20 protein-coding genes and 1 other annotated feature are annotated in these 19,493 nt (G+C 29.4%); of the genes, 4 read left to right on the top strand and 16 right to left on the bottom strand.

Annotated elements, in window-relative coordinates:
• Positions 1-78 precede the first annotated feature (78 nt).
• The 9 genes from HV819_RS09755 to cls all read right to left on the bottom strand — a co-directional run bounded on the left by HV819_RS09755 (position 79) and on the right by cls (position 8,307).
• Positions 79-705: an HD domain-containing protein gene (locus HV819_RS09755; protein WP_154540325.1), complete on the bottom strand. Its 627-nt coding sequence runs from the start codon at positions 703-705 to the stop codon at positions 79-81.
• Positions 698-1,396 carry an acyl-[acyl-carrier-protein] thioesterase gene (locus HV819_RS09750; protein ID WP_154540323.1) on the bottom strand — a complete coding sequence of 233 codons (699 nt, stop codon included), beginning with the start codon at positions 1,394-1,396 and terminating at the stop codon, positions 698-700. The genes HV819_RS09755 and HV819_RS09750 overlap by 8 nt, the downstream gene beginning before the upstream one ends.
• A gap of 9 nt (positions 1,397-1,405) precedes the next feature.
• Positions 1,406-3,043, bottom strand: a complete 1,638-nt coding sequence (locus HV819_RS09745; RefSeq protein WP_154540321.1) for an ABC1 kinase family protein — start codon at positions 3,041-3,043, stop codon at positions 1,406-1,408.
• A 5-nt stretch (positions 3,044-3,048) separates the two neighbouring features.
• Positions 3,049-3,489 carry a deoxycytidylate deaminase gene (locus tag HV819_RS09740; RefSeq protein WP_176270086.1) on the bottom strand — a complete coding sequence of 147 codons (441 nt, stop codon included), beginning with the start codon at positions 3,487-3,489 and terminating at the stop codon, positions 3,049-3,051.
• Between the two features lie 104 nt (positions 3,490-3,593).
• Positions 3,594-4,109: a hypothetical protein gene (locus HV819_RS09735; RefSeq protein WP_154540317.1), complete on the bottom strand. Its 516-nt coding sequence runs from the start codon at positions 4,107-4,109 to the stop codon at positions 3,594-3,596.
• Between the two features lies 1 nt (position 4,110).
• Positions 4,111-5,352 carry a hypothetical protein gene (locus tag HV819_RS09730; protein WP_154540315.1) on the bottom strand — a complete coding sequence of 414 codons (1,242 nt, stop codon included), beginning with the start codon at positions 5,350-5,352 and terminating at the stop codon, positions 4,111-4,113.
• Complete coding sequence (locus HV819_RS09725) at positions 5,352-6,215, bottom strand: ATP-binding cassette domain-containing protein (RefSeq protein ID WP_154540313.1); 864 nt, start codon at positions 6,213-6,215, stop codon at positions 5,352-5,354. Before HV819_RS09725 ends, HV819_RS09730 begins: the two co-directional genes overlap by 1 nt.
• Positions 6,212-6,577: a GntR family transcriptional regulator gene (locus HV819_RS09720; RefSeq protein ID WP_154540311.1), complete on the bottom strand. Its 366-nt coding sequence runs from the start codon at positions 6,575-6,577 to the stop codon at positions 6,212-6,214. The genes HV819_RS09725 and HV819_RS09720 overlap by 4 nt, the downstream gene beginning before the upstream one ends.
• Before the next feature lie 128 nt (positions 6,578-6,705).
• On the bottom strand, positions 6,706-8,307 hold the full coding sequence (gene cls / locus HV819_RS09715) for a cardiolipin synthase (RefSeq protein WP_176270085.1): 1,602 nt from the start codon (positions 8,305-8,307) through the stop codon (positions 6,706-6,708).
• 163 nt (positions 8,308-8,470) lie between these two features.
• Here cls and HV819_RS09710 point away from each other — a divergent pair, with 163 nt between their 5' ends.
• The 3 genes from HV819_RS09710 (at position 8,471) to HV819_RS09700 (ending at position 11,010) form a co-directional block, all read left to right on the top strand.
• The gene (locus tag HV819_RS09710) at positions 8,471-9,253 is read left to right on the top strand and encodes a PfkB family carbohydrate kinase (RefSeq protein WP_229771212.1); all 783 of its coding nucleotides are present in this window, start codon (positions 8,471-8,473) and stop codon (positions 9,251-9,253) included.
• Positions 9,254-9,272: 19 nt separating this feature from the next.
• The gene (locus tag HV819_RS09705; RefSeq protein ID WP_154540305.1) at positions 9,273-10,613 is read left to right on the top strand and encodes an MATE family efflux transporter; all 1,341 of its coding nucleotides are present in this window, start codon (positions 9,273-9,275) and stop codon (positions 10,611-10,613) included.
• A 136-nt stretch (positions 10,614-10,749) separates the two neighbouring features.
• Positions 10,750-11,010: a hypothetical protein gene (locus tag HV819_RS09700; RefSeq protein ID WP_154540303.1), complete on the top strand. Its 261-nt coding sequence runs from the start codon at positions 10,750-10,752 to the stop codon at positions 11,008-11,010.
• A 102-nt stretch (positions 11,011-11,112) separates the two neighbouring features.
• Here the strand turns inward: HV819_RS09700 and HV819_RS09695 are convergent, their stop codons facing one another.
• From HV819_RS09695 to HV819_RS09680, 4 genes are all read right to left on the bottom strand, one after another.
• Positions 11,113-11,352, bottom strand: a complete 240-nt coding sequence (locus tag HV819_RS09695; protein ID WP_154540301.1) for a Veg family protein — start codon at positions 11,350-11,352, stop codon at positions 11,113-11,115.
• 92 nt (positions 11,353-11,444) lie between these two features.
• The gene (locus HV819_RS09690; protein ID WP_176270084.1) at positions 11,445-12,830 is read right to left on the bottom strand and encodes an aminopeptidase; all 1,386 of its coding nucleotides are present in this window, start codon (positions 12,828-12,830) and stop codon (positions 11,445-11,447) included.
• Positions 12,831-12,838: 8 nt separating this feature from the next.
• Positions 12,839-14,674 carry a molecular chaperone HtpG gene (gene htpG, locus HV819_RS09685; protein ID WP_154540297.1) on the bottom strand — a complete coding sequence of 612 codons (1,836 nt, stop codon included), beginning with the start codon at positions 14,672-14,674 and terminating at the stop codon, positions 12,839-12,841.
• A gap of 73 nt (positions 14,675-14,747) precedes the next feature.
• Positions 14,748-15,011 (bottom strand): hypothetical protein, encoded by a 264-nt coding sequence (locus HV819_RS09680; protein ID WP_176270083.1) that lies wholly within the window; start codon positions 15,009-15,011, stop codon positions 14,748-14,750.
• Between the two features lie 165 nt (positions 15,012-15,176).
• On the opposite strand from HV819_RS09680, the gene HV819_RS09675 reads away from it, so the two are divergent.
• Positions 15,177-15,392, top strand: coding sequence for a DUF1858 domain-containing protein (locus HV819_RS09675; RefSeq protein WP_154540293.1), 216 nt, complete (start codon positions 15,177-15,179; stop codon positions 15,390-15,392).
• Between the two features lie 47 nt (positions 15,393-15,439).
• Here HV819_RS09675 and HV819_RS09670 read toward each other — a convergent pair whose 3' ends face one another.
• The 3 genes from HV819_RS09670 to HV819_RS09660 all read right to left on the bottom strand — a co-directional run bounded on the left by HV819_RS09670 (position 15,440) and on the right by HV819_RS09660 (position 19,136).
• Positions 15,440-16,849 (bottom strand): alanine/glycine:cation symporter family protein, encoded by a 1,410-nt coding sequence (locus HV819_RS09670; protein WP_154540291.1) that lies wholly within the window; start codon positions 16,847-16,849, stop codon positions 15,440-15,442.
• Positions 16,850-17,012: 163 nt separating this feature from the next.
• Positions 17,013-18,080: an alanine racemase gene (alr, locus tag HV819_RS09665; protein ID WP_326831242.1), complete on the bottom strand. Its 1,068-nt coding sequence runs from the start codon at positions 18,078-18,080 to the stop codon at positions 17,013-17,015.
• 546 nt (positions 18,081-18,626) lie between these two features.
• Positions 18,627-19,136, bottom strand: a complete 510-nt coding sequence (locus HV819_RS09660; protein WP_154540289.1) for a tryptophan transporter — start codon at positions 19,134-19,136, stop codon at positions 18,627-18,629.
• Between the two features lie 59 nt (positions 19,137-19,195).
• Positions 19,196-19,442, bottom strand: a binding site (T-box leader).
• Positions 19,443-19,493 lie beyond the last annotated feature (51 nt).

The raw sequence follows: 19,493 nt of genomic DNA, 5'->3' as shown, positions 1-19,493 counted from the left end.
TTTTATGACTAGAATTTTAGTTTTAAGAAATCAAAAAGCAGGAAGTAGCATGTTCTACTTCCTGCTTCTTGATTGTGTTTATTTTTGTCTACCAAGACCATTTGATAAAGGACCATTCTTTCTTAAGAAATATTCAATTTTTTCTCCAAGTTTTTCTTCAAAATACATTTCGTATTTTTTTAAGATTTTGTATTTTTCTTTTTCAAAAGGAATCTTACCATATTTTTCTTTTAGAATTTCTTGTTTTTTCTCTATCCCTACGAATGTATCTGTTATTGAATTATCTAATAGCTGAATTAATTTATCATAGTCATTGTAATCGTGAGATATTAAAAAATTTTCTAATATTTTCCTATCTCTTTTTCCTATATTATCGTCTCCTACATATGCTTTGATATCTTTTATTATAAAAGAATGACTGATGGAAATTTTTGCAGGAAAAAAGTAGGCTTCATTACGAAGCATATAGAAGCTTTCCATTATCTGAGAAAGACCTGTTTTCCTTTTGCTTTTTCCTATATCATGAAGAGAGCCTATAGCGTAGGCAATATCTTTATCAAGCCCTATCTTATCTGCAATGTCTCTTGCACTTTTTCCTATAAGCTTTGAATGGGAAACCCACTCTCCTAAATTTTCATTACTTTCTATTAGGTAGTAGTGAATTTTATCTTTATTTGGAATATTTCCGTAATTTTTCTTATACATTTCTTCTTCCTATCTTTCCATAGGTGTAAATTTTCCCATCTTCACTTATAATCCTATAAGATTCTTCATTTTCTTCTTTTCCAATTTCTCCAAGAACAAAGTTCTTATCTCTAATTTCATTTTTATAGACTATATTTATATATCCTATATCTTGGTCTTTGATATCTGATATTTCCCTTATAAGGTCCATATAAGATGCATTATTTACATGACCATTTATGTCTATATCATTTTTTCTTATATAAATTTTTTGAGCTTCTTCAAAGTTTTTGGAATATTTTTGTCTTTTTCCTATATAAGCCGGTTCTTCTTTCCCATATGCTTTTATTAAAAAATCAGGAATTTTTATAGCTCTCATCTTGTTTAAATCAAAAAGTAAGAAAGAACAAAAAGCAAGTCCTATAGTTTCTCCATCTCTTTCTATAATAAAGTTTCTATTAGCATAAAATCTTTTCATATCTATGGCAAATGTTGTTATTTTAAGCTTATCACGTGCCTTTATAGGCTCATTTATTTTTATATCCCAAGAGTAGACTATCCATCTTTTATCTTTCATTAAATTCTTATCTTCTAGTTTATCTGCTTGGTCAAAGGATACTTCAAACATAAGTCCCAATAGATATTTCATTTTAAGATAGCCGTCACTATTTGTTAGAAAGTTTTCTATTATAAATTCTTTACTTGTTTTCATTTTTATCCTTTAATTTTCCCTTCTAAATATATTTATGAGTATTCCACAAGCCATTACAAGACTTATGCTAAGTACTAAGATTAAAAAGGCCTCCATAGACCTTGTTTTGTATCCTAAGATAATAAGTGATATTATAGTTGTTGATATTATCATAGATAAACCCATAAATATGAGTGCTTGACTTTTTTTATTTTCTACATTTTCATATGATTTTTTCTCTTCTATAGATTTCTGATTTATTAGCCTAAAATCACCATTTGAAAGTTGTCTTAATATGTTTAAGGAACTTTGTGGAAACTCCTTTATTAGTGAATATATATCATAAAGCTTTGGTCTTAGTCTATCTGATACAATTTTAGGATTTATTAATTTAAATACCATCTTTTTTGCTATTGGTAGAGCTAGTTCTATGAAAGATTCCTTGTAAACTAATTTTTCAATAAGACCTTCTAAAGTAAAGATTGTTTTGGCAAAGTTTGTAAGTTCCGATGGAATTTTAATCGAATAATCTACAAGTAAAGTATAAAAATCATTTATAAGGTCTGCAAGCTTAATTTGATTTAAACTAATTACCATATACTTATCCAAAAGTCTTTGTATTCTTTTCTCAAAGTCAGATATTTGCTTAGAATCAAATTCCAAAAGACCCATACCTATAATGGCATCAGTTATCATCTTTACCTCATTGAAGCTTGCTCCCAAAAACACTTTCATTATCTGATACCTGTAATTTTCAGAAAGACTTGCAACTATCCCAAAATCTAAAAGATAAATTTCAAGCTTATCATTTACGAATATATTTCCAGGGTGAGGATCTGCGTGAAAGTAACCATAGGAGAACATTTGATTTACATAAGCTTTAATGATATCTTCTCCTATCTTTTTTCTTATATCTGATCTTTTATTGTAGATAGATCTTACAGACTCTCCTTCTATGTATTCCATAGTAATGACTTTTCCCCTACAATAATCCTCATAAACATCTGGTGCCTTAAGATCATCATCTCGAGTGTTTAGGGCCCTATATTTTTTGATATTTTCTTTTTCTATATTAAAATCTATTTCCTTATTTAAAGAAATTTTAAATTCTTCTATTATCTCACCAAGATTAAATGATTTAATTCCTTCAAGTCTTCTTTCAAGCCTTTTATAAAGGTCTGTTATTATTTCAAGATCAATCCTAACTCTTTTATCTATATCTTTTCTTTGAACCTTTACCACAACTTTTTTCCTTGCTGACCCGACTTTAAGATAGGCCAGGTGAGTTTGGGCAATAGAGCCTGTAGCTAGAGGCTTTTTATCAAATTCATCGTAAATTTCTTCTATTTTTTTACCGAATTCATCTTCTATAACTTCTTTTATATGATCATAGTTTTCTTCTTTTACCTCATCTTGAAGTTTCTCAAGTTCATTTATTATATTTTCTGAGAATATATCTCTTCTAGTCGATAAGAGCTGACCAAATTTAATAAAAACAGGACCCAAGTCTTCGAATAATGTCCTAAGATTTTTGCCAAACCTATGTTCTCTTTCTATGTCCTTTTGTGTTTTGTCAGTTTTTTTCTTAAAAACTTCTCTTGCATCTATCAGTAGATTTAGGTTTAGAAATTCCCTAATTATATCAATCTTTCTTTTTTTATATCCCATTTTTTTCAACTTCTATTTTCAATTTGCTTTAATTTTATGTTATTTCTTTCCAAAAGTGTTAAAGCATAATCATCTACCCTATATGCATTTGAATAATAAATTTCCTTAATTCCTGCTTGAATTAGTGATTTAGTACAATTAAGACAAGGAAAATGGGTCACATAGCACTTGGCATTTTTGACTGATATTCCTTCTTTTGCACAATATAAAAGAGCATTCATCTCAGCATGGATTGTTGCTATACAGTGATCATCTCTCATAGTATGGCCCACCTCATCACAGTGAGGATTTCCCTTGATTGAGCCATTGTATCCAGTAGAAATTATTCTATTTTCACTATTTACTATTACACAACCTACATAAGCCCTATCACAAGTCCCACGCATAGCAACCATATGGGCAAGTTTTATGAAATATTCATCCCAAGTTAATCTATCTTTTGCCATAATATCACTCCTTAAACTATCTGTATATACTATTTTACCAAATTTGTAAGTAAATATCAGCAATTAAAGAGCTGTCTAAGAATTATTTCTTAAACAGCCCCATTTCATAATATTACTTTCATATCAAGTTCATCTTTTTCTGCTTTAAAATTTATATCAATCTTTTTTCCAACACTTTCTACTTCTATAATTTCTCTAATTATAGGATTTATTTTTGAAGATGATATTTCTTCTTTTTTGACTATTTCTCCATCATAACTTTTACAAGTTATATTTTCAGTGTAGTTTGATTTTGTACTATAGTCCGGATTTGGTCTTAGGTCATTTATAATATATTCTAAAATAATATAGGATTTATCCTCATTTATTTTATCTTTTGAAAGAATCTTTTCACTTGACAAGTCATTTTTTGAAATCTCTTCAGCTTTTTGAATTGATATTTCATAGAATTCCCCTAATTTTCCTGTCTTTATTGGCATATCAACAAACTTTTGCTCTATCTCTATTTTTTTATAATCTTGACTTTTTTCTTCATTTGAAGCTTCTTTCTTTTTTAAATTATTATTTTGACACCCTATCAGTAAGAAAAGACTTAGGAGAAGTAATATTTTCTTTTTCATCTTATACCTTTAATTTCAGCTTAAATAAGATATTAAATATCTTTATAAATACATATGTGAGAATTATAAATATAAAGATATTTACAATTGAGAAGCCATCAAATACCGAATTTTGAAATATCAATGTCCCATAACTTGCTACAAGTAAAGTTATCATAACTTTTGCAAGAATTTCTATAGGCTTTATCATTATCATTATTCCAGAATTTTCTGTCTTAAGCCTATCTATAAGACTTAAGGCGATGAAAAATACTATTATTGAAAAGATTAATAAGCCCAAACGGCTCGCATTTGTACGGTCAAATTCATTAATCGGTCTAAGTATTGTCCTAATTACTGTATTTATCCTATTTCCTTCAGGAAATATCCTATCTATTATAGAATAGATTCCACCTTCCCATTCAAATCCACCTGTAAATATATTTTTAATATTTGCAAAGATTAAATCTAGAAGGTCTAGGAAGAATAAAAACATTACACTTAGACCAAAGTGACCTATGACATTTCCTGCAAGTATTCCAGTTGACATAAATATCACAAACATTACCAAAAGGTAGATAATATTTTTTAATATTGCTGGAATAAAGCCAAGTCCTATTTTTAATATATCAAAGTTAGATGTGCTTATAATCATATAAGAAAGGATAGATGATAGGATTGAAAAGATAAATATTATCCCACTTCCTATTAGAACTTTCATCAAAAAGTCTTTTTTTCTTGACCAAGGATACATCTTAGAGAATTCATAATAGCTTGTAGCATGCTCCATTGAAGTAAATAGAAAGGCTAAAGCTAGAACCAGAACAATTCCCAAGCCATCAAACATATACATATCCCTATTAAAAAGTAGTCCTTCCTTAGTGAACTTATAAGACTTTAAGCTACTTAGGTACTCTCCATTTTTTAAATTATACTCATCAAACTCTTTCTGTTCTTTTTCACTTGCCTCATTGTAATCAAAATCTTTATACTTATCAACTTCATATTTTTCAGAAAGCTCTTCATATAATTTTTCATTTTCATCGAAGAATTTCTTATCAATTCTTGTATCAAGACTATATTTTCTACCAGTTTCACCCATCAAATTAAGGTCATTTGCATTGGCAATTAAGGTCGAATGAGTAGAATCAAGTGAATTGTTTTGGATTATTCCTGTAAAAAGTAAGGCTAGTAAAAAGGTTAGTAATATCCAAAAACCATTTCTTTTTAAAAGAATTTGACCTTGTTTTTTTAAGTCTGTCATTATTTACTCCTTCCTTTCTCCCAATAAAAGCTATCTTCTATCTTTGAATCCAAGATGTCATATTGAACAATTGTTTTATTTTCATCTAAGATATTCCTTATATTGTCTTTATTTTCAAGTAAAATCACATAAACCCTACCCATATTAAACCTTAGGACAGAGTGGTTTAGGATAGCTTCATCGAGCTTATCTTTTACAACTATCTGAACTTTTATGAAAGAATTCTTACTCTTTGATATATTTCTAATCTTTCCATCTTTTGTTAGATATAGGCAAACATCAACAATTTTAGCTAATTCTTCAAGTTCGTGACTTGAGGCAAGGACAGTTCTTCCCTGATCCTTCATATCAAGAATATAAGAGATTATAAGTTCCTTATTTAAGACATCCATACCATCTAGGATTTCATCAAGTAGAACAATTCTAGCATTACTTGCTATAATCGCTAAAAGTCCAATAAGATTCTTATAACCTTTAGAAAAAGATCTCAAAGTTTTTTTACCATCTATCTTGTTTTTCTTAAGTTCTATTTTAAAAAAGTTATCATCAAAGTTTGGATAAAGTATTTTATAATAATCTTTAATCTTTAAAATACTATCATAGTCAAAATAATCAAACCTATCAGGCAAATATGCTATATTTTCAATTATATGCCTATCTTCTTTATAGCTTTTACCTAAAATTTTAAGACTCCCCTCGTCCATATTTAAAATATCCACTAAAATCTTAAGAAGTGTGGTTTTACCTGAACCATTTCTTCCAACAAGTCCATGGATTTGCCCATCTTCAAGATTAAAACTTAGCTTATCCAAGACTCTTTCACTTTCAAATGACTTAGATAAATCTTTTACTTCTAAAATCATATATCCTCCCTAGTTTTTTCATAAATTTCTTTAATCTTGTCAAAATTTATATTATATAGCTTACATTTTAAAAAAATTTGATATAGGTCTTTTATTATATTTTCCCTTTCATAATCAAATTTTTCTTCATCAATTGAAACAAAAGTCCCAAGTCCAGGTTTAGAAACTAAGATTCCCTCTTCCTTTAATTTGTTATAAGCCTTTTGTACTGTTGATTGATTGATAAGAAGACTTTTTGATAAGTCTCTTACACTTGGCATAGAATCTCCGTTTGCTAATATTCCCTTGGCTATCATAAGTTTTGTTTTTTCGACTATTTGCTCGTTTAAAGGAATCTCAGCTGAAAGATTTAAATCAAACATAGGCCCTCCTTTCTTCTTTTGATTGTGTGGTGTATGGTATATCTCCATACACTTCTTGATTTAATTATAACAGGTCTTAAAAAAAAGTCAAAAAAAAGACTCGATAAAAATCGAATCTTTTTTAAGCTCTACATCAAAGGAGCAAATGGTTTTGCTAGTATTGCCATTAATTTTTTGTTAAGTGGATATTTCTTTACATCTTCCATGCTCACTCTTTTTGATATGTCAAAGCATACTTTAAAATCATCAAGTATATCTGAAATTACTGGGTGATCATGAAGGTATACTCCACATTCGAAGTTTAAGTAAAGTGCCCTAAAATCCAGATTTACTGATCCTACTACCGCTTCCCTATGATCTGATACCCAAGTTTTAGCATGAATAAAGCCAGGTGAGTACTCGTATATTTTTACTCCTGCCTCTATTAATTTTTTATAATGGGACTTAGCTAAATAATAAGGAATTTTCTTATCTGGTATGGCAGGAAGAATCATCCTTACATCTATCCCCCTTTTTGCTGCAAAAGTCAAAGATTTCATCATCTCATTGTCAATAATAAGATACGGTGTCATTATATAACAATAGTCTTTGGCTGTATCTAGGATATGCATATAGACATTTTTAAAAAATCTTTCCTTTCTTATAGGATTATCTCCAAGTCCTACGACGTAACCTTCTCCATTTCTAGGATAGGTTTTTAAGTATCTTTTTAAATCTTCTTTCTCATCTGCATCCCATAATTGTAAAAACATTATAGTGAAAGTTTGAACGCAAGCTCCCCTTAGTCTTATAAAGGTATCTTTCCAATGACCAAATCTTTCTTCTACATTTATATATTCATCTGCTAGATTTACCCCACCTGTGAAAACTTCCTTGCCATCTATTACCAAGATTTTCCTATGATCTCTATTGTTATAGTAGGTAGATATGATTGGATAGATAGGCGAGAATACTTTGCATTTTATCCCCAAATTTTCCATTTCCTTAGGAAAATTTTTTGGAAGCCTAAGTATGGCATTTGTCCCATCATACATCAATCTTACTTCAACACCTTGAGCTGCTTTTTTGGTAAGTTCTTCAAGTATGGTTCCCCACATATAACCTTTATTTATTATGAAAAATTCTAAGAAGATAAAGTCTTTGGAACTTCTTATAGCCTCTATTATATCAGGCATAGCATCATCACCTACGCTATAATATTTAGCCTCATTATTATCAAAAACTGGGAAAGATCCATAATCATTTAGATATTTGACTAGCCTATAAAATTCCTTATCTTCTTTTTTTAAAGTTTGTACAAGTTCATCATCTACGGTGTGTAGGTAGTTTGTTTCTTCTTCGCTATCTATGATTGAGGATTCTTCTAACTTTTTTCCTATATCTATTCTCGATAAGATGAAAAATATAATTCCAAAACTTGGAATTACTGCTATTAGGAAAAACCAGGAGAGTTTTTGGTATGGATTTATATCCATAGATAGAATTACTAAAAGTGAGATTGCAGATAGTAACACTGATGATCCCAAAATTACCGTCGCATCTACTGATATGTAGTTAATTAAATAGAAAAATAGGAATATTTGCAAGCATATTATAAAGGCATAAATACCAACTCTAGAAAATATAAGACTTATTATTGAAGACTTAGTCTTTTTCACAAACCTATTTTTATTAAGGATTTCTTTTATTTTTTTGTATTTCTCTTTACTAATTTTAATATTATTCTTCATACTATAATTATAACCAATTGTGAGAAAAAATCCCATTTAATTGCTATTAATAATTTTTTACAAATATTATATATTCTGTCAAACCTTTATATTTCTTTAATATTTGCTTATTTTTTAAATAATCACTATAATGATAACATATAAAGAATTAAAAGGAGTTTTAATGGTAAAGAGAAGCGCTAAAAAGATTTTACTTATAAGTGATTTTTTATCCTGTGGAAATATAGGGGGCAATCTTGTTAGGGATGTGCTTTCTTTTTATACCTATAATGTTGATTTTGTTCCTACAGCTTTAATTTCAAATAAGTTTTCTATAAGTCCTATAGAAATTTCTATACAAAGTGATTATTTAAAAAATACCTTAAAGGTATTTAAAGAACAAGAAAAAAGCTATGATGCTATATTTATAGGTTTTATAAAAAAAGACCAGGTAGATATTATTAAAGACTTTGTAAAAGATTATAAGTGTCCGATTTTTCTCGATCCTATTATGGGAGACAAGGGTTCTTTGTATAAGTCTTTGGATGAATCTATAATAAGGGTATACAAGGATATTTTAGACGTAGCTGATATTATCTTACCTAATTTTACTGAAGCAAGCCTTTTGACTGATTATAAGTTTGACAATCCTAGGTCCCTTTTAGACTATTTTTCATCTTTTGGGAAAAAACTCATTATTACAAGTGTTAAAGAAGGAAATAAATTTTACATCTATGCTAAGGAATTTGATTTTATTAAAGTAGAATTTAAATACATATCCCATTCCTTTGGAGGAACTGGTGACTTGTTCGATGCCTTATTTATAAATTTCTACCTTGCTGGATTTAGCTTTATTGAATCTATAGAAAAAACTAGGATAATGATTGAGAAAATTCTCAAAAAGCAAATGGAAATTGATCCAAAGACAAGTGATATAGATATAGGAGAGATTTTTAAAAATATTTAGAAAGAATGGTGGTATTATTTTGATTAAGAATAAGTATGTTAAAAGGGCCATACAAATTGCCTGGCCTTCTGTATTAGAGTCGTTTTTTATTTCACTTGCTGGTATCATAGATACCTTTATGGTATCAGGCATTGGTTCATCCGCAGTTGCAGCTATAGGTCTTACAACTCAACCTAAGTTTATAGCTCTTTCATTTTTTATAGCTATCAGTGTTTCAGTATCAGCTTTGGTTGCAAGGCGTAGAGGTGAAGAGGATAAGCATAAGGCCAATCAAACTATGGTGACAGCTCTTATATTTGCTTTAATCTTGTGTATGATAATTTCAACTATTTTTGTTGTATTTACTCCATCAATTATAAGGCTTGCAGGCAGTTCAAAAGATACTCATGACTTGGCTGTAGATTATTTTACAATAATTATGGCAGGATTAATCTTTAATGTAATATCTATGACTATAAATGCAGCTCAAAGGGGTTCGGGAAACACACAAATAGCCTTTACTACTAATGTAGTCTCCTCTATTGTAAATATTTGTTTTAACTTTTTACTAATTAATGGAAACTTTGGTTTCCCAAAAATGGGAGTTGCGGGTGCTGCTCTTGCTACTGTTATAGGAACTTTTGTAGCAGCACTTATGTCCATATCTTCCCTATTTAGGAGAAGTTCATTTATGTCATTTAGGTTAATAGTTAGAGATAAGCTTCACTTTTCAAAAGCTATTTTTAAAGAGATATTAGGACTTGGTTCAAATATATTTGTTGAAAATATAGCAGCAAGGATTGGATTTTTAGTAACAGCTATTACAGCTGCAAAGCTTGGTACAGATCAATTTGCAGCTCATAATATAGGTATGAACCTACTTTCCTTATCATTTTCATTTGGTGATGGTATGCAAGTTGCTGCGGTTGCACTAACGGGTAAAGCTTTAGGTGCAAAGCTTAAAAAGGATGCTGTTATATATGGAAAAACTTGTCAACAAATAGGTCTAACTATTTCTGTTATAATATCAATTATTCTTGTTCTTTTTAGGAAAAATATCTTTATGATGTTCTTTGATGATCCTCATATAATTGAAATGGGTTCAATCATAACATTCTACTTAATATTTATAGTGATATTCCAAATATCTCAAATTATATTTGGAGGATGCCTAAGAGCTGCAGGAGATGTAAAATATACTCTTGCAGTAAGTCTTATTGCTATAACTTTAATAAGGTCAGCGGCCACCCTATTTTTTGTAAATGTTTTAGGTCTTGGACTTCAAGGAATCTGGATGGGTGTTTTAGCAGACCAAGCCTCAAGATTTTTAGGTTTGTGGCATAGATTTAGACAAGGTAAGTGGGTTGACTTAGAAATATAAAATATTTATTATTATTAATCATATTAGCTAATTTGGAATAAAGTTCCACTAATATTTGAATTTTTTATTAATTCAGGTATATTATAATTGCTATCAGGAATGTAAGGTAGCAATATAATTTTAGGGGGATTTAAAAATGAAAATTAAAAAAGTATTACCAGTATTAGCATTATCAATTGCACTAGTTGGATGTGGAAACTCAAACAATAAAAAAGAAGAACCAGCTTCTACAACAACAACAGAAACAACAGCTCCAGCATCAAATGATGCTAAGTCAAATGATAAATCAAACGATAAGTCAAAGACTAAATCTGATGATAAATCAAATGCTAAATCTGATGACAAATCAAACGATTCAAGCAAACCAGAATCAAATGATGCTAGCTCAAATAAGTAATAAGTAAAAAAGAAAAAATCTATTGCAAATTAATGCAATAGATTTTTTTATACCTAAAAATCAAAAATCACCGTATATCTCAACGATGATTTTTATATTAATTTAGTTTTTTATCTGTAACTTAACAGTTGAAGTTAGTACATCTGAGTAACTGTAAGATACAGTTCTTTCTGTATTAAAATCATTATTTACTTTTATTGTAAAAACACTTGGGAAAGCGTCTAAAATCACACCATTTTTTGTGACAATTCTTTTCCTACCTTTATCAGCTTTAAGTGTAACTTCCTTACCTACATTTTCTTCAACAGCTGTCCTTATTTCATTTACTGATTTAAATTCCATATATCCACCTTCCATGCATTTGTAACTATTATACTATAGAAAGCATAAATTGTCAAATCAGCTTAATATTATACGACAGATTAAATATATTGTCAAATGTTTTTATAAAATGCTTTATATGCTGTAAATGTAGAGTAAAAGTCAGCTTTTGAGATTAGTTCAATTGGTGCATGCATGGATATAACTGGTGTCCCACAATCTACTACATCCATTCCATATTCTGCAAGTATATAAGCTATAGTTCCACCACCACCTTGGTCAATCTTTCCAAGCTCTCCTGTTTGGTAAATAACTTTCTCTTTATTAAAGGCAATACGTACTTCTGAAAGATATTCTGCATTAGCATCATTTGAGCCACCTTTTCCACCTGAACCTGTATATTTAGTTAAAGCTACACCATGAGATAATTGGGCTGCATTTTGGCTTTCTGTGGCATCAGGAAAATTAGGATCGTCAGCAAGAGTAACATCTGCTGAAAGTACCTTAGAATTTTTTAAGGCTCTTTTGAAAGTCACTAAATTTACTGCTTCTTTTAAATTCATCAGCTCAAGTAGGGTATTTTCAAAAAATTGTGATGTCATGCCTGTAGCTCCAACAGAACCTATTTCTTCTTTGTCTACAAAAAGCCCAACTAGAGTTTTTTTAGTTTCCTTTATATCAAGTAAGGCTCTTAAGGCCGCATACGAACACACCCTATCATCATGTCCATGAGCTGCAATCATTGACCTATCAAATCCAACTTCTCTTGATTTTCCAGCTGGAACTACTTCAAGTTCTGCTGTAATGAAATCTTCTTCTTCAATATTGTACTTATCATTTAATATCTTTAGGATATTTTTTTTAACTGGATTGTCATCCTCATTTTTTAAAGGTCTGTTTCCAACTATGATTGAAAGTTGCTCTCCTGTTACAACATCTTTAGCAGCTTTTGTAAGTAATTCTTTTGATAGGTGAATTAAAAGCTCTGAGATGAAAAATACAGGTTCATCTTCTCTTTCTCCTATAGAAATATCTATTTTTTCACCATCTTTTGTAAAGACTACACCATGTAGGGCAAGCGGGATGTTTGTCCAATGGTATTTTTTTACTCCACCATAATAGTGGGTCTTAAGATAGGCAATTCCATTATCTTCTTTAAGTGGAACTGGCTTTAAATCAAGCCTAGGTGAGTCTATATGACCTCCTACTATAGAAAGACCCTTACTGAAATCCTCACTTCCTATATGAAACATAGCTACTGCTTTGTTTTTATTTATAGCATAAACCTTGTCCCCTGCTTGGAGTTTTCCGTCTTTGATTTTTTCTTCGATATCAACATAACCATTTTCTTTGGCATATCTTACAATTTCACTACAAGCAAGCCTTTCAGTTTTTGCAACATCAAGAAAATTCATATAATCTTTTGATAGATTCTCTAATTCTTTTTCTTCATCTGTTGTAAGATTTTGCCAAACATTTTTTCTCTTATACTCTGTCATGATTTCTCCTAAATTAATTTCCAAATATTTTTAGTATAGGTCATTGGATCTTCTATTTCTAGTCCTTCTAATAATTTTGCTTGGTCAAATAAGATATTTGTCAATATTTTTAATTCATTCTCATCTGCCTTTTTGAGTAGGTCATAAGCCTTAGAATTCTTATTTATTTCAAGAACTTTTTGAGCTTTGATATGAGGAGCATTTTCTTGCAATTTTAGGGTTTTCTCCATTTCTATAGAAACTTCACCCTTTTGCTTAATCATAGATATTACTTCATCAGATAGATTTTCAGATATCTTTACATCAACTACCTCATCTGGTAAAATTTCTTTCATCTTTCCTATAAGATCCTTGTCATCTTCTGATTCTTCTTCATTATCTTCTACTTGACTTATAGACTTAAACTCTATGTCCTTGTATTTTCCTAGCATCTTTATTAAGAATTCATCAAGCTTTTCATAAAGTAGAAGTACATCACAGTCTTTGTCAACTGATTTGAGGGCTGGTGATTCTTTTATTTTTTCCAAACTTTCTCCAACCGCATATAATATACTTTCATCAGTTGATTTCATATTTTCCTTGTATTCGGAAAGTGAAATTAGCTTATCTTCATTTCTTGAATAAAATAGAAGTAAATCTTCTAACTTATCCTTTTTTGCTCCGTATGATTCATATATAGCGACTTTAATATTGTTCCCAAATTCTTTGAAGAAAGTTTCATATTTTTCCCTGTCATTGTTCATTAAGTCTAGAAGATGAGATTTTATTCTCTTGTTTATTTGTTTGGATATAAACCTAAGCTCTCTTGTTTGTTGTAGGGTTTCTCTTGATATATTAAGTGATATATCATCACTTTCTACAACTCCCTTGGCGAAGGCAAATTCATCATCTAAAAGATCTTCATGTCTTTCTTTTATTTTTACACCATTTGAGTAAAGCTCAAGCCCTTTTTGAAAGTCTTTTGAATAAAAATCAAAAGGAGCCTTTCTTGGTATATAGATAATTGCCTTAAATCTAACCGCACCTTCTATGTCTAAATGAATCCATGAAAGTGGATCATCAAATCCATATCCTTGATCCTTATAGAAATTTATATATTCTTCATCTTTTAAATCTTTTTTATTCTTCTTCCAAATTGGAATTTCTGAATTTAGGACTTCAACTTCTGTATATTCTTCATATTTTGGATTTTCATCAGTGGAGTCTTCAGCCTTTCTAGACTTTGTAACTTCCATTTTTATAGGATATCTAATATAGTTGGAATATCTTCTTACAAGTTCTTTTATTTTATATTGGTCAATGTAGATGTCATAATTTTCATCTTTAGTATTCTCTTTTAAGAATAGGGTAATCTCTGTACCTTGGTCCTCTTTTTCTGAATCTTCTATTTCATAGTTTTCAGCATTTTCACTAATCCATTTATGAGCTTTGTCATCTTTTTTGGAATTTACTACAATCTTATCACTTACCATAAAAGCCGAATAGAATCCTACACCAAATTGTCCAATAAGATTATCTATATTTTCATCTTTGACATTTTTTTTGAATATCTCAGTTCCTGATTTTGCTATAGTTCCGAGATTTTCTTCAAGTTCAGTTTCATCCATTCCTATACCAGTATCTTTTATAGTAAGACTTCTCTGATCCTTATTTGGTATAATTTCTATATAATAATCACTTTTATCAACATTTTTATCTGATTTTAAATCTTTATAATATAATTTATCAATAGCATCTGAAGCATTTGAAATTAATTCTCTAAGAAAAATATCCTTATTTGTATAAATAGAATTAATCATTAAATCCATAACTTTTTTAGCTTCAGCTTTAAATTCTTTTTTCATAAATCCTCCTTAGCACTTTACTCTTTCGACTGCTAATATTATACTAATACTTATATCTTTTTCAATTGTTAATCTATTTCAAGTCTTTTGAAAGTTTAAATATTTCAACTTGAATTTTAATTTGCTCTTTTTTTAAATTTTCTAGTTCATCTTTTCTAGTATGCTTAATTATTAAAGCCTGAAAGAAATTTGCCATGATAAAAATAAGAACAAAAACTATAATTTTAGCTTGATTTGGAAGATTAAAAAGATTTGATACTAATACAAAGACTATAGCTGTAAGAATAGATTTAATAAAAAATAAAAGGAAATTCCCCTTATTTGATAATTCAATCATTTTTTCATCTATTTTTCTAAGTTCTTCTCTTAGTTCATTTATTTGATTTAATTTTTACTTATCCATAATAACTCCTAAGTAAATTGTACTCCAATCCATAGTAAAATGCTTTGATTTTTTATATATCTTATAGTAAAATGTATCTATACTAAAGGAGGGTTATTTATGGCTTTAGAAGAGAAAAGAAAAGAAAAGGTAGAAATTACACACGATATGTTAATCGGTGATATAATACAAGCAAAACCAGAATCAATAAATAAATTCCTACAAGTAGGAATGGGTTGTATAGCATGCCCTTCATCATTATACGAAACCCTTGATGAAGCTTGTATGGTACATGGACTAGATCCTGATTATATGCTTGAACTTTTAAATAATTAATAAAAATCAGCTGACTTTATAATCAGCTGATTTTTGTTTACTTGTTTTTAATTTTCAAAATATTTTCTCCACTTATTATCATAAGTCCATTTATAATCCCCTCTTAAAGATCCATCCTTATACTTATCAAAATCTTTTAAAATCTTTCTATAAGTATTACTCATTATAATAAGTGCTATAACATTTGGTATTACCATAAGAGCATTGGCTGTATCGGCAACACCCCATGCGAATTTAAGACCACCGATAGAACCTAGATAACAAAATCCAATATAGGCATACTTAAAAATTTCTGACAACTTACTTGAACCAGTAAGATATTTTACACATCTTTGACCATAATAACACCATGATACAGCTGTTGTAAAAGCAAAAAGAATAAGGGCTACAGCTACTATATATTTCCCTAGAGGAAGAACTTTTGAAAAGGAATGAGCTGTTAAGGCTGCACCTTGAAGTTCTGGATTTTTCCAAAGTCCACTTGTTATAATTACTAGGGCTGTCATGGTACATATTATCATTGATGATACAAAAACTTCTACAGCTCCCCACATACCTTGTCTTATAGGATGGTCTGTATGGCTTGTGGCATGGGCCATAGGAGCTGTTCCGAGACCTGCCTCATTTGAAAAAATCCCTCTTGCTAGTCCCCATCTTATAGACACAAGAATTCCTCCTCCAGTAAATCCACCAATAGCTGATGATTTAGTAAATGCACTTATAAAAATTTCTTTAAAAGCTGGCAGTAATTTATCTATCTGAAGAATAAGAATTAAAATACAACCCAAAATATAAAAAATTGACATAAATGGAACTATCTTTGCCGCAAAAGCTCCTATTCTTTTGATACCTCCAACTATTACTAGAAACATAAATACTAAAATTATTATTCCAGTTATGTATAGGGGTAAACCTGTAATGCTATTAACTGATTCAGAAATTGAGTTAGACTGAACTAGGGCACCTGTACCAATTATTGCAATGAAGGCAAAAAAAGAAAAAAGTTTTGCTAAAAATTTAGATCCTGCACCTTTTGATATATAATACATAGGACCACCAATGAGCTTACCATCATAATCATTTTCTCTAGTAGCTACAGCCATCGACACTTCAACCATCTTTGTAGTCATACAAATAAGGGCTGCAATCCACATCCAAAATATAGCACCAGCACCTCCAAATTCAATAGCTGTTGCAACTCCAACTATATTCCCAGCTCCTATTGTTCCAGCAAGGGCAGTTGATACAGCCTGGAAGGGAGAAATTGAATTTTTATCACTTTTTGAATCTTTAAAAAGTCTTCCAAATGTATTTTTAAAAATATATGAGAAGTTCTTAAAGACCCAAAAATCAGATTTTATTATAAGGTAAATTCCTCCAAATAAAAGTACAACAATCATTGGATATCCCCATAAAAAGTTGCTTAGTTCTGTATTTATTTTTATAATTCTATCCATTGTTTCCATCCTTTTTAATTAAAAACTAATATTTTTATTATAAAGCAAAATGAAAATTTTAAAATCTTTTTTTATATTATTTCTTTAGACAAAATAAATAATTTAAATATTTTTTAAATAAAAAAAACTCTTGCAGTAAATTTTCTTTGCTGCAAGAGTATCATTATTTTTTATATATTCTTGGAACTCTTTTACTTACTGAGGTCATAAGCTCATAAACTATGGTATCAACCTTATTTGCTTCTTCATATATATCTGAATAAACTATTACCTTATCTCCAACTTTGCAATCTAATCCGGTAATATCAACCATAACTTGATCCATACAAACCCTACCTACTACCTGACAAGGCTTTCCATTTATAATCATTGTTCCACAATTTGAGAATTTTCTAAAGTAACCATCAGCATAACCGATAGATATAGTGGCAATTTTCATATTTTTAGGTGCCTTAAATGTTCTCCCATAGCTAATATAAGTCCCTTTTTTAACTTCTTTTATAAATGACACACTTGAATATAATTCAAAAGTTTTTTTAATTTCTATCTGATTTAATTCTCTCATATAATCAGATGGATATATTCCAAATAAACTTATTCCACTTCTTACCATATCCTTTGTAATATTGTGAGCTATTGCTGATGCATCATTTGAAATATGTACAAATTTAAAATCAAAGTCATTCTTTACTTTATCTATTATCTTATTGAATGTTTCATACTGAAACTTAGTATAAGACTTATCTTCTTCATCAGCAGTAGAAAAATGTGAGAAAGCAGATATTATATCTATATTATCTAGTTTTTTAAGCTCTTTTATCTTATCAATTTCAAAATCTCTAAAGCCAATCCTACTATGTCCTGTATCAAGAGCTAAGTGACCCTTTATTTTATTATCAATACAACTATTAATAGCCTTAGCTAAGTCCAAATCATAAATTGCTATATCAATATTATATTTTATGCATTTTTCTATATTTTCTACTGGAACATATCCAAGTATCAATATAGGAGTATCGATACTATTTTCTCTTAATTCTATAGCCTCAGAAAGTCTTGCTACAGCTATATAATCTATATCCCCCTCTATTTCTTTGGCAATTTTTACAGCTCCTAACCCATAGGCATCTGCTTTAAGAACTGCACAAAACATAGCATCCTTATCTAAATTTCTCATAGCATTGAGATTGTATTTTATATTACTTAAATTGACTTCTAAATAAGTTTCCACAAGTATTACACCTTCTATCCTTCTCTGTTATAAATAAATTTTATTATCTAATAAAGTAAAATAGCAAATTATTCTATTAAAAATATGTATAAAAAACCGAGACAAAGCACTTTATTAAAAAAAAGCAAATTTCTAATCTTACTTCAAAAAATAAGTCGGATAAATTTCTATACAATTATCAGTTAACTAATAACTTTTATATTTTTATTCTATTATTTAACCATCCTATTTGCAACTAATATTTTGCTTGTAATATAGAGTAATCCTTATTTTTGCTTAAATTTTTCTATAAAAAACCACTTGTCCCCTATAGGAACAAATGGTTAATTCGTGATGCCATCCTATACTTAAAGCTTTCGATTTTCTATCAGATAATTACAAATCCTATTTTTATAGATGAAGAAAGCAACTCAGTTACTTTCTTCAGCTCTCATTCATATCTCCATTCATCCTTACTCATCCTATAAGCTTCCAACCATATGCTTATTTTCTTTAAAGCCTTGTAGGGATTTCTTACTTCTAATCATAAATTTCATATTTAATTATCTATACAAATCTTTTATTATAAAGTCCTAAAATTTTGTCAAAGAATAAACCCACTATTATATTTACTGCTGCTGTTGGTATAACTAGAGCTAAAAACATAGCTGGCACTCCAACGCCTTTAGGAAGAGCTCCTGCTAAGTTCATTAAAAATAAAAATATAAGTCCAGAAAGACATGTTCCTAAAAAGTAAAGTGCTCCTTTTGATACTAGACTTCCTATTTTATTTTCAGCTATAAATTTACTTCCTGCATAAACAAATAAGCTTGAAATGACCTTATCTACAAAATTCGGAACAAATCCACCTGGAGCACTTGTTGTAATTCCAGCAAGGATTCCACCAGCAACACCTACTGCTAAGGCTGTTTTAATATCTTTATTTGCAATTATTATAGTAAATACGCAAACTAACATAAAATCTGGTTTTACCATATTTACGAAACCTGGTATAAGGTGAAGTATTGTTCCTATAGCTAAAAGTATAGCTGACTGTGTAATTGTTCTTGTTTTCATTATAAACTCCTTTTTTCCTAATATTTAAAAATTCCCAATAAAAAACCACTTGCTCCTATATTAGGAGCAAATGGTATAAATTCGCGGTGCCATCCTACTTATGCAAAAAAATCTGCACATCTTTATTCTGATACTAATCATAATAACTTTCATATCATATCCCTATAACGCGGGAAACGACTCGGCTACTATATTCACCTCGCACTCTCAGATCCATTCAGTCTTAGTTCCTTACTTGTTTCCACCACACACAAGCTCTCTATAAAAGAATTGTAAAACTTACTTACTTCTGATCAAAGTTTTAAAATAATCTAAAACTAATAACTTATAAGTTATTATGATTATATATCCATTTTT

Source organism: Anaerococcus faecalis (genome assembly GCF_013371425.1).
Taxonomy (GTDB): domain Bacteria; phylum Bacillota; class Clostridia; order Tissierellales; family Peptoniphilaceae; genus Anaerococcus; species Anaerococcus porci.
This window is presented reverse-complemented; position numbering and strand designations above follow the sequence as displayed.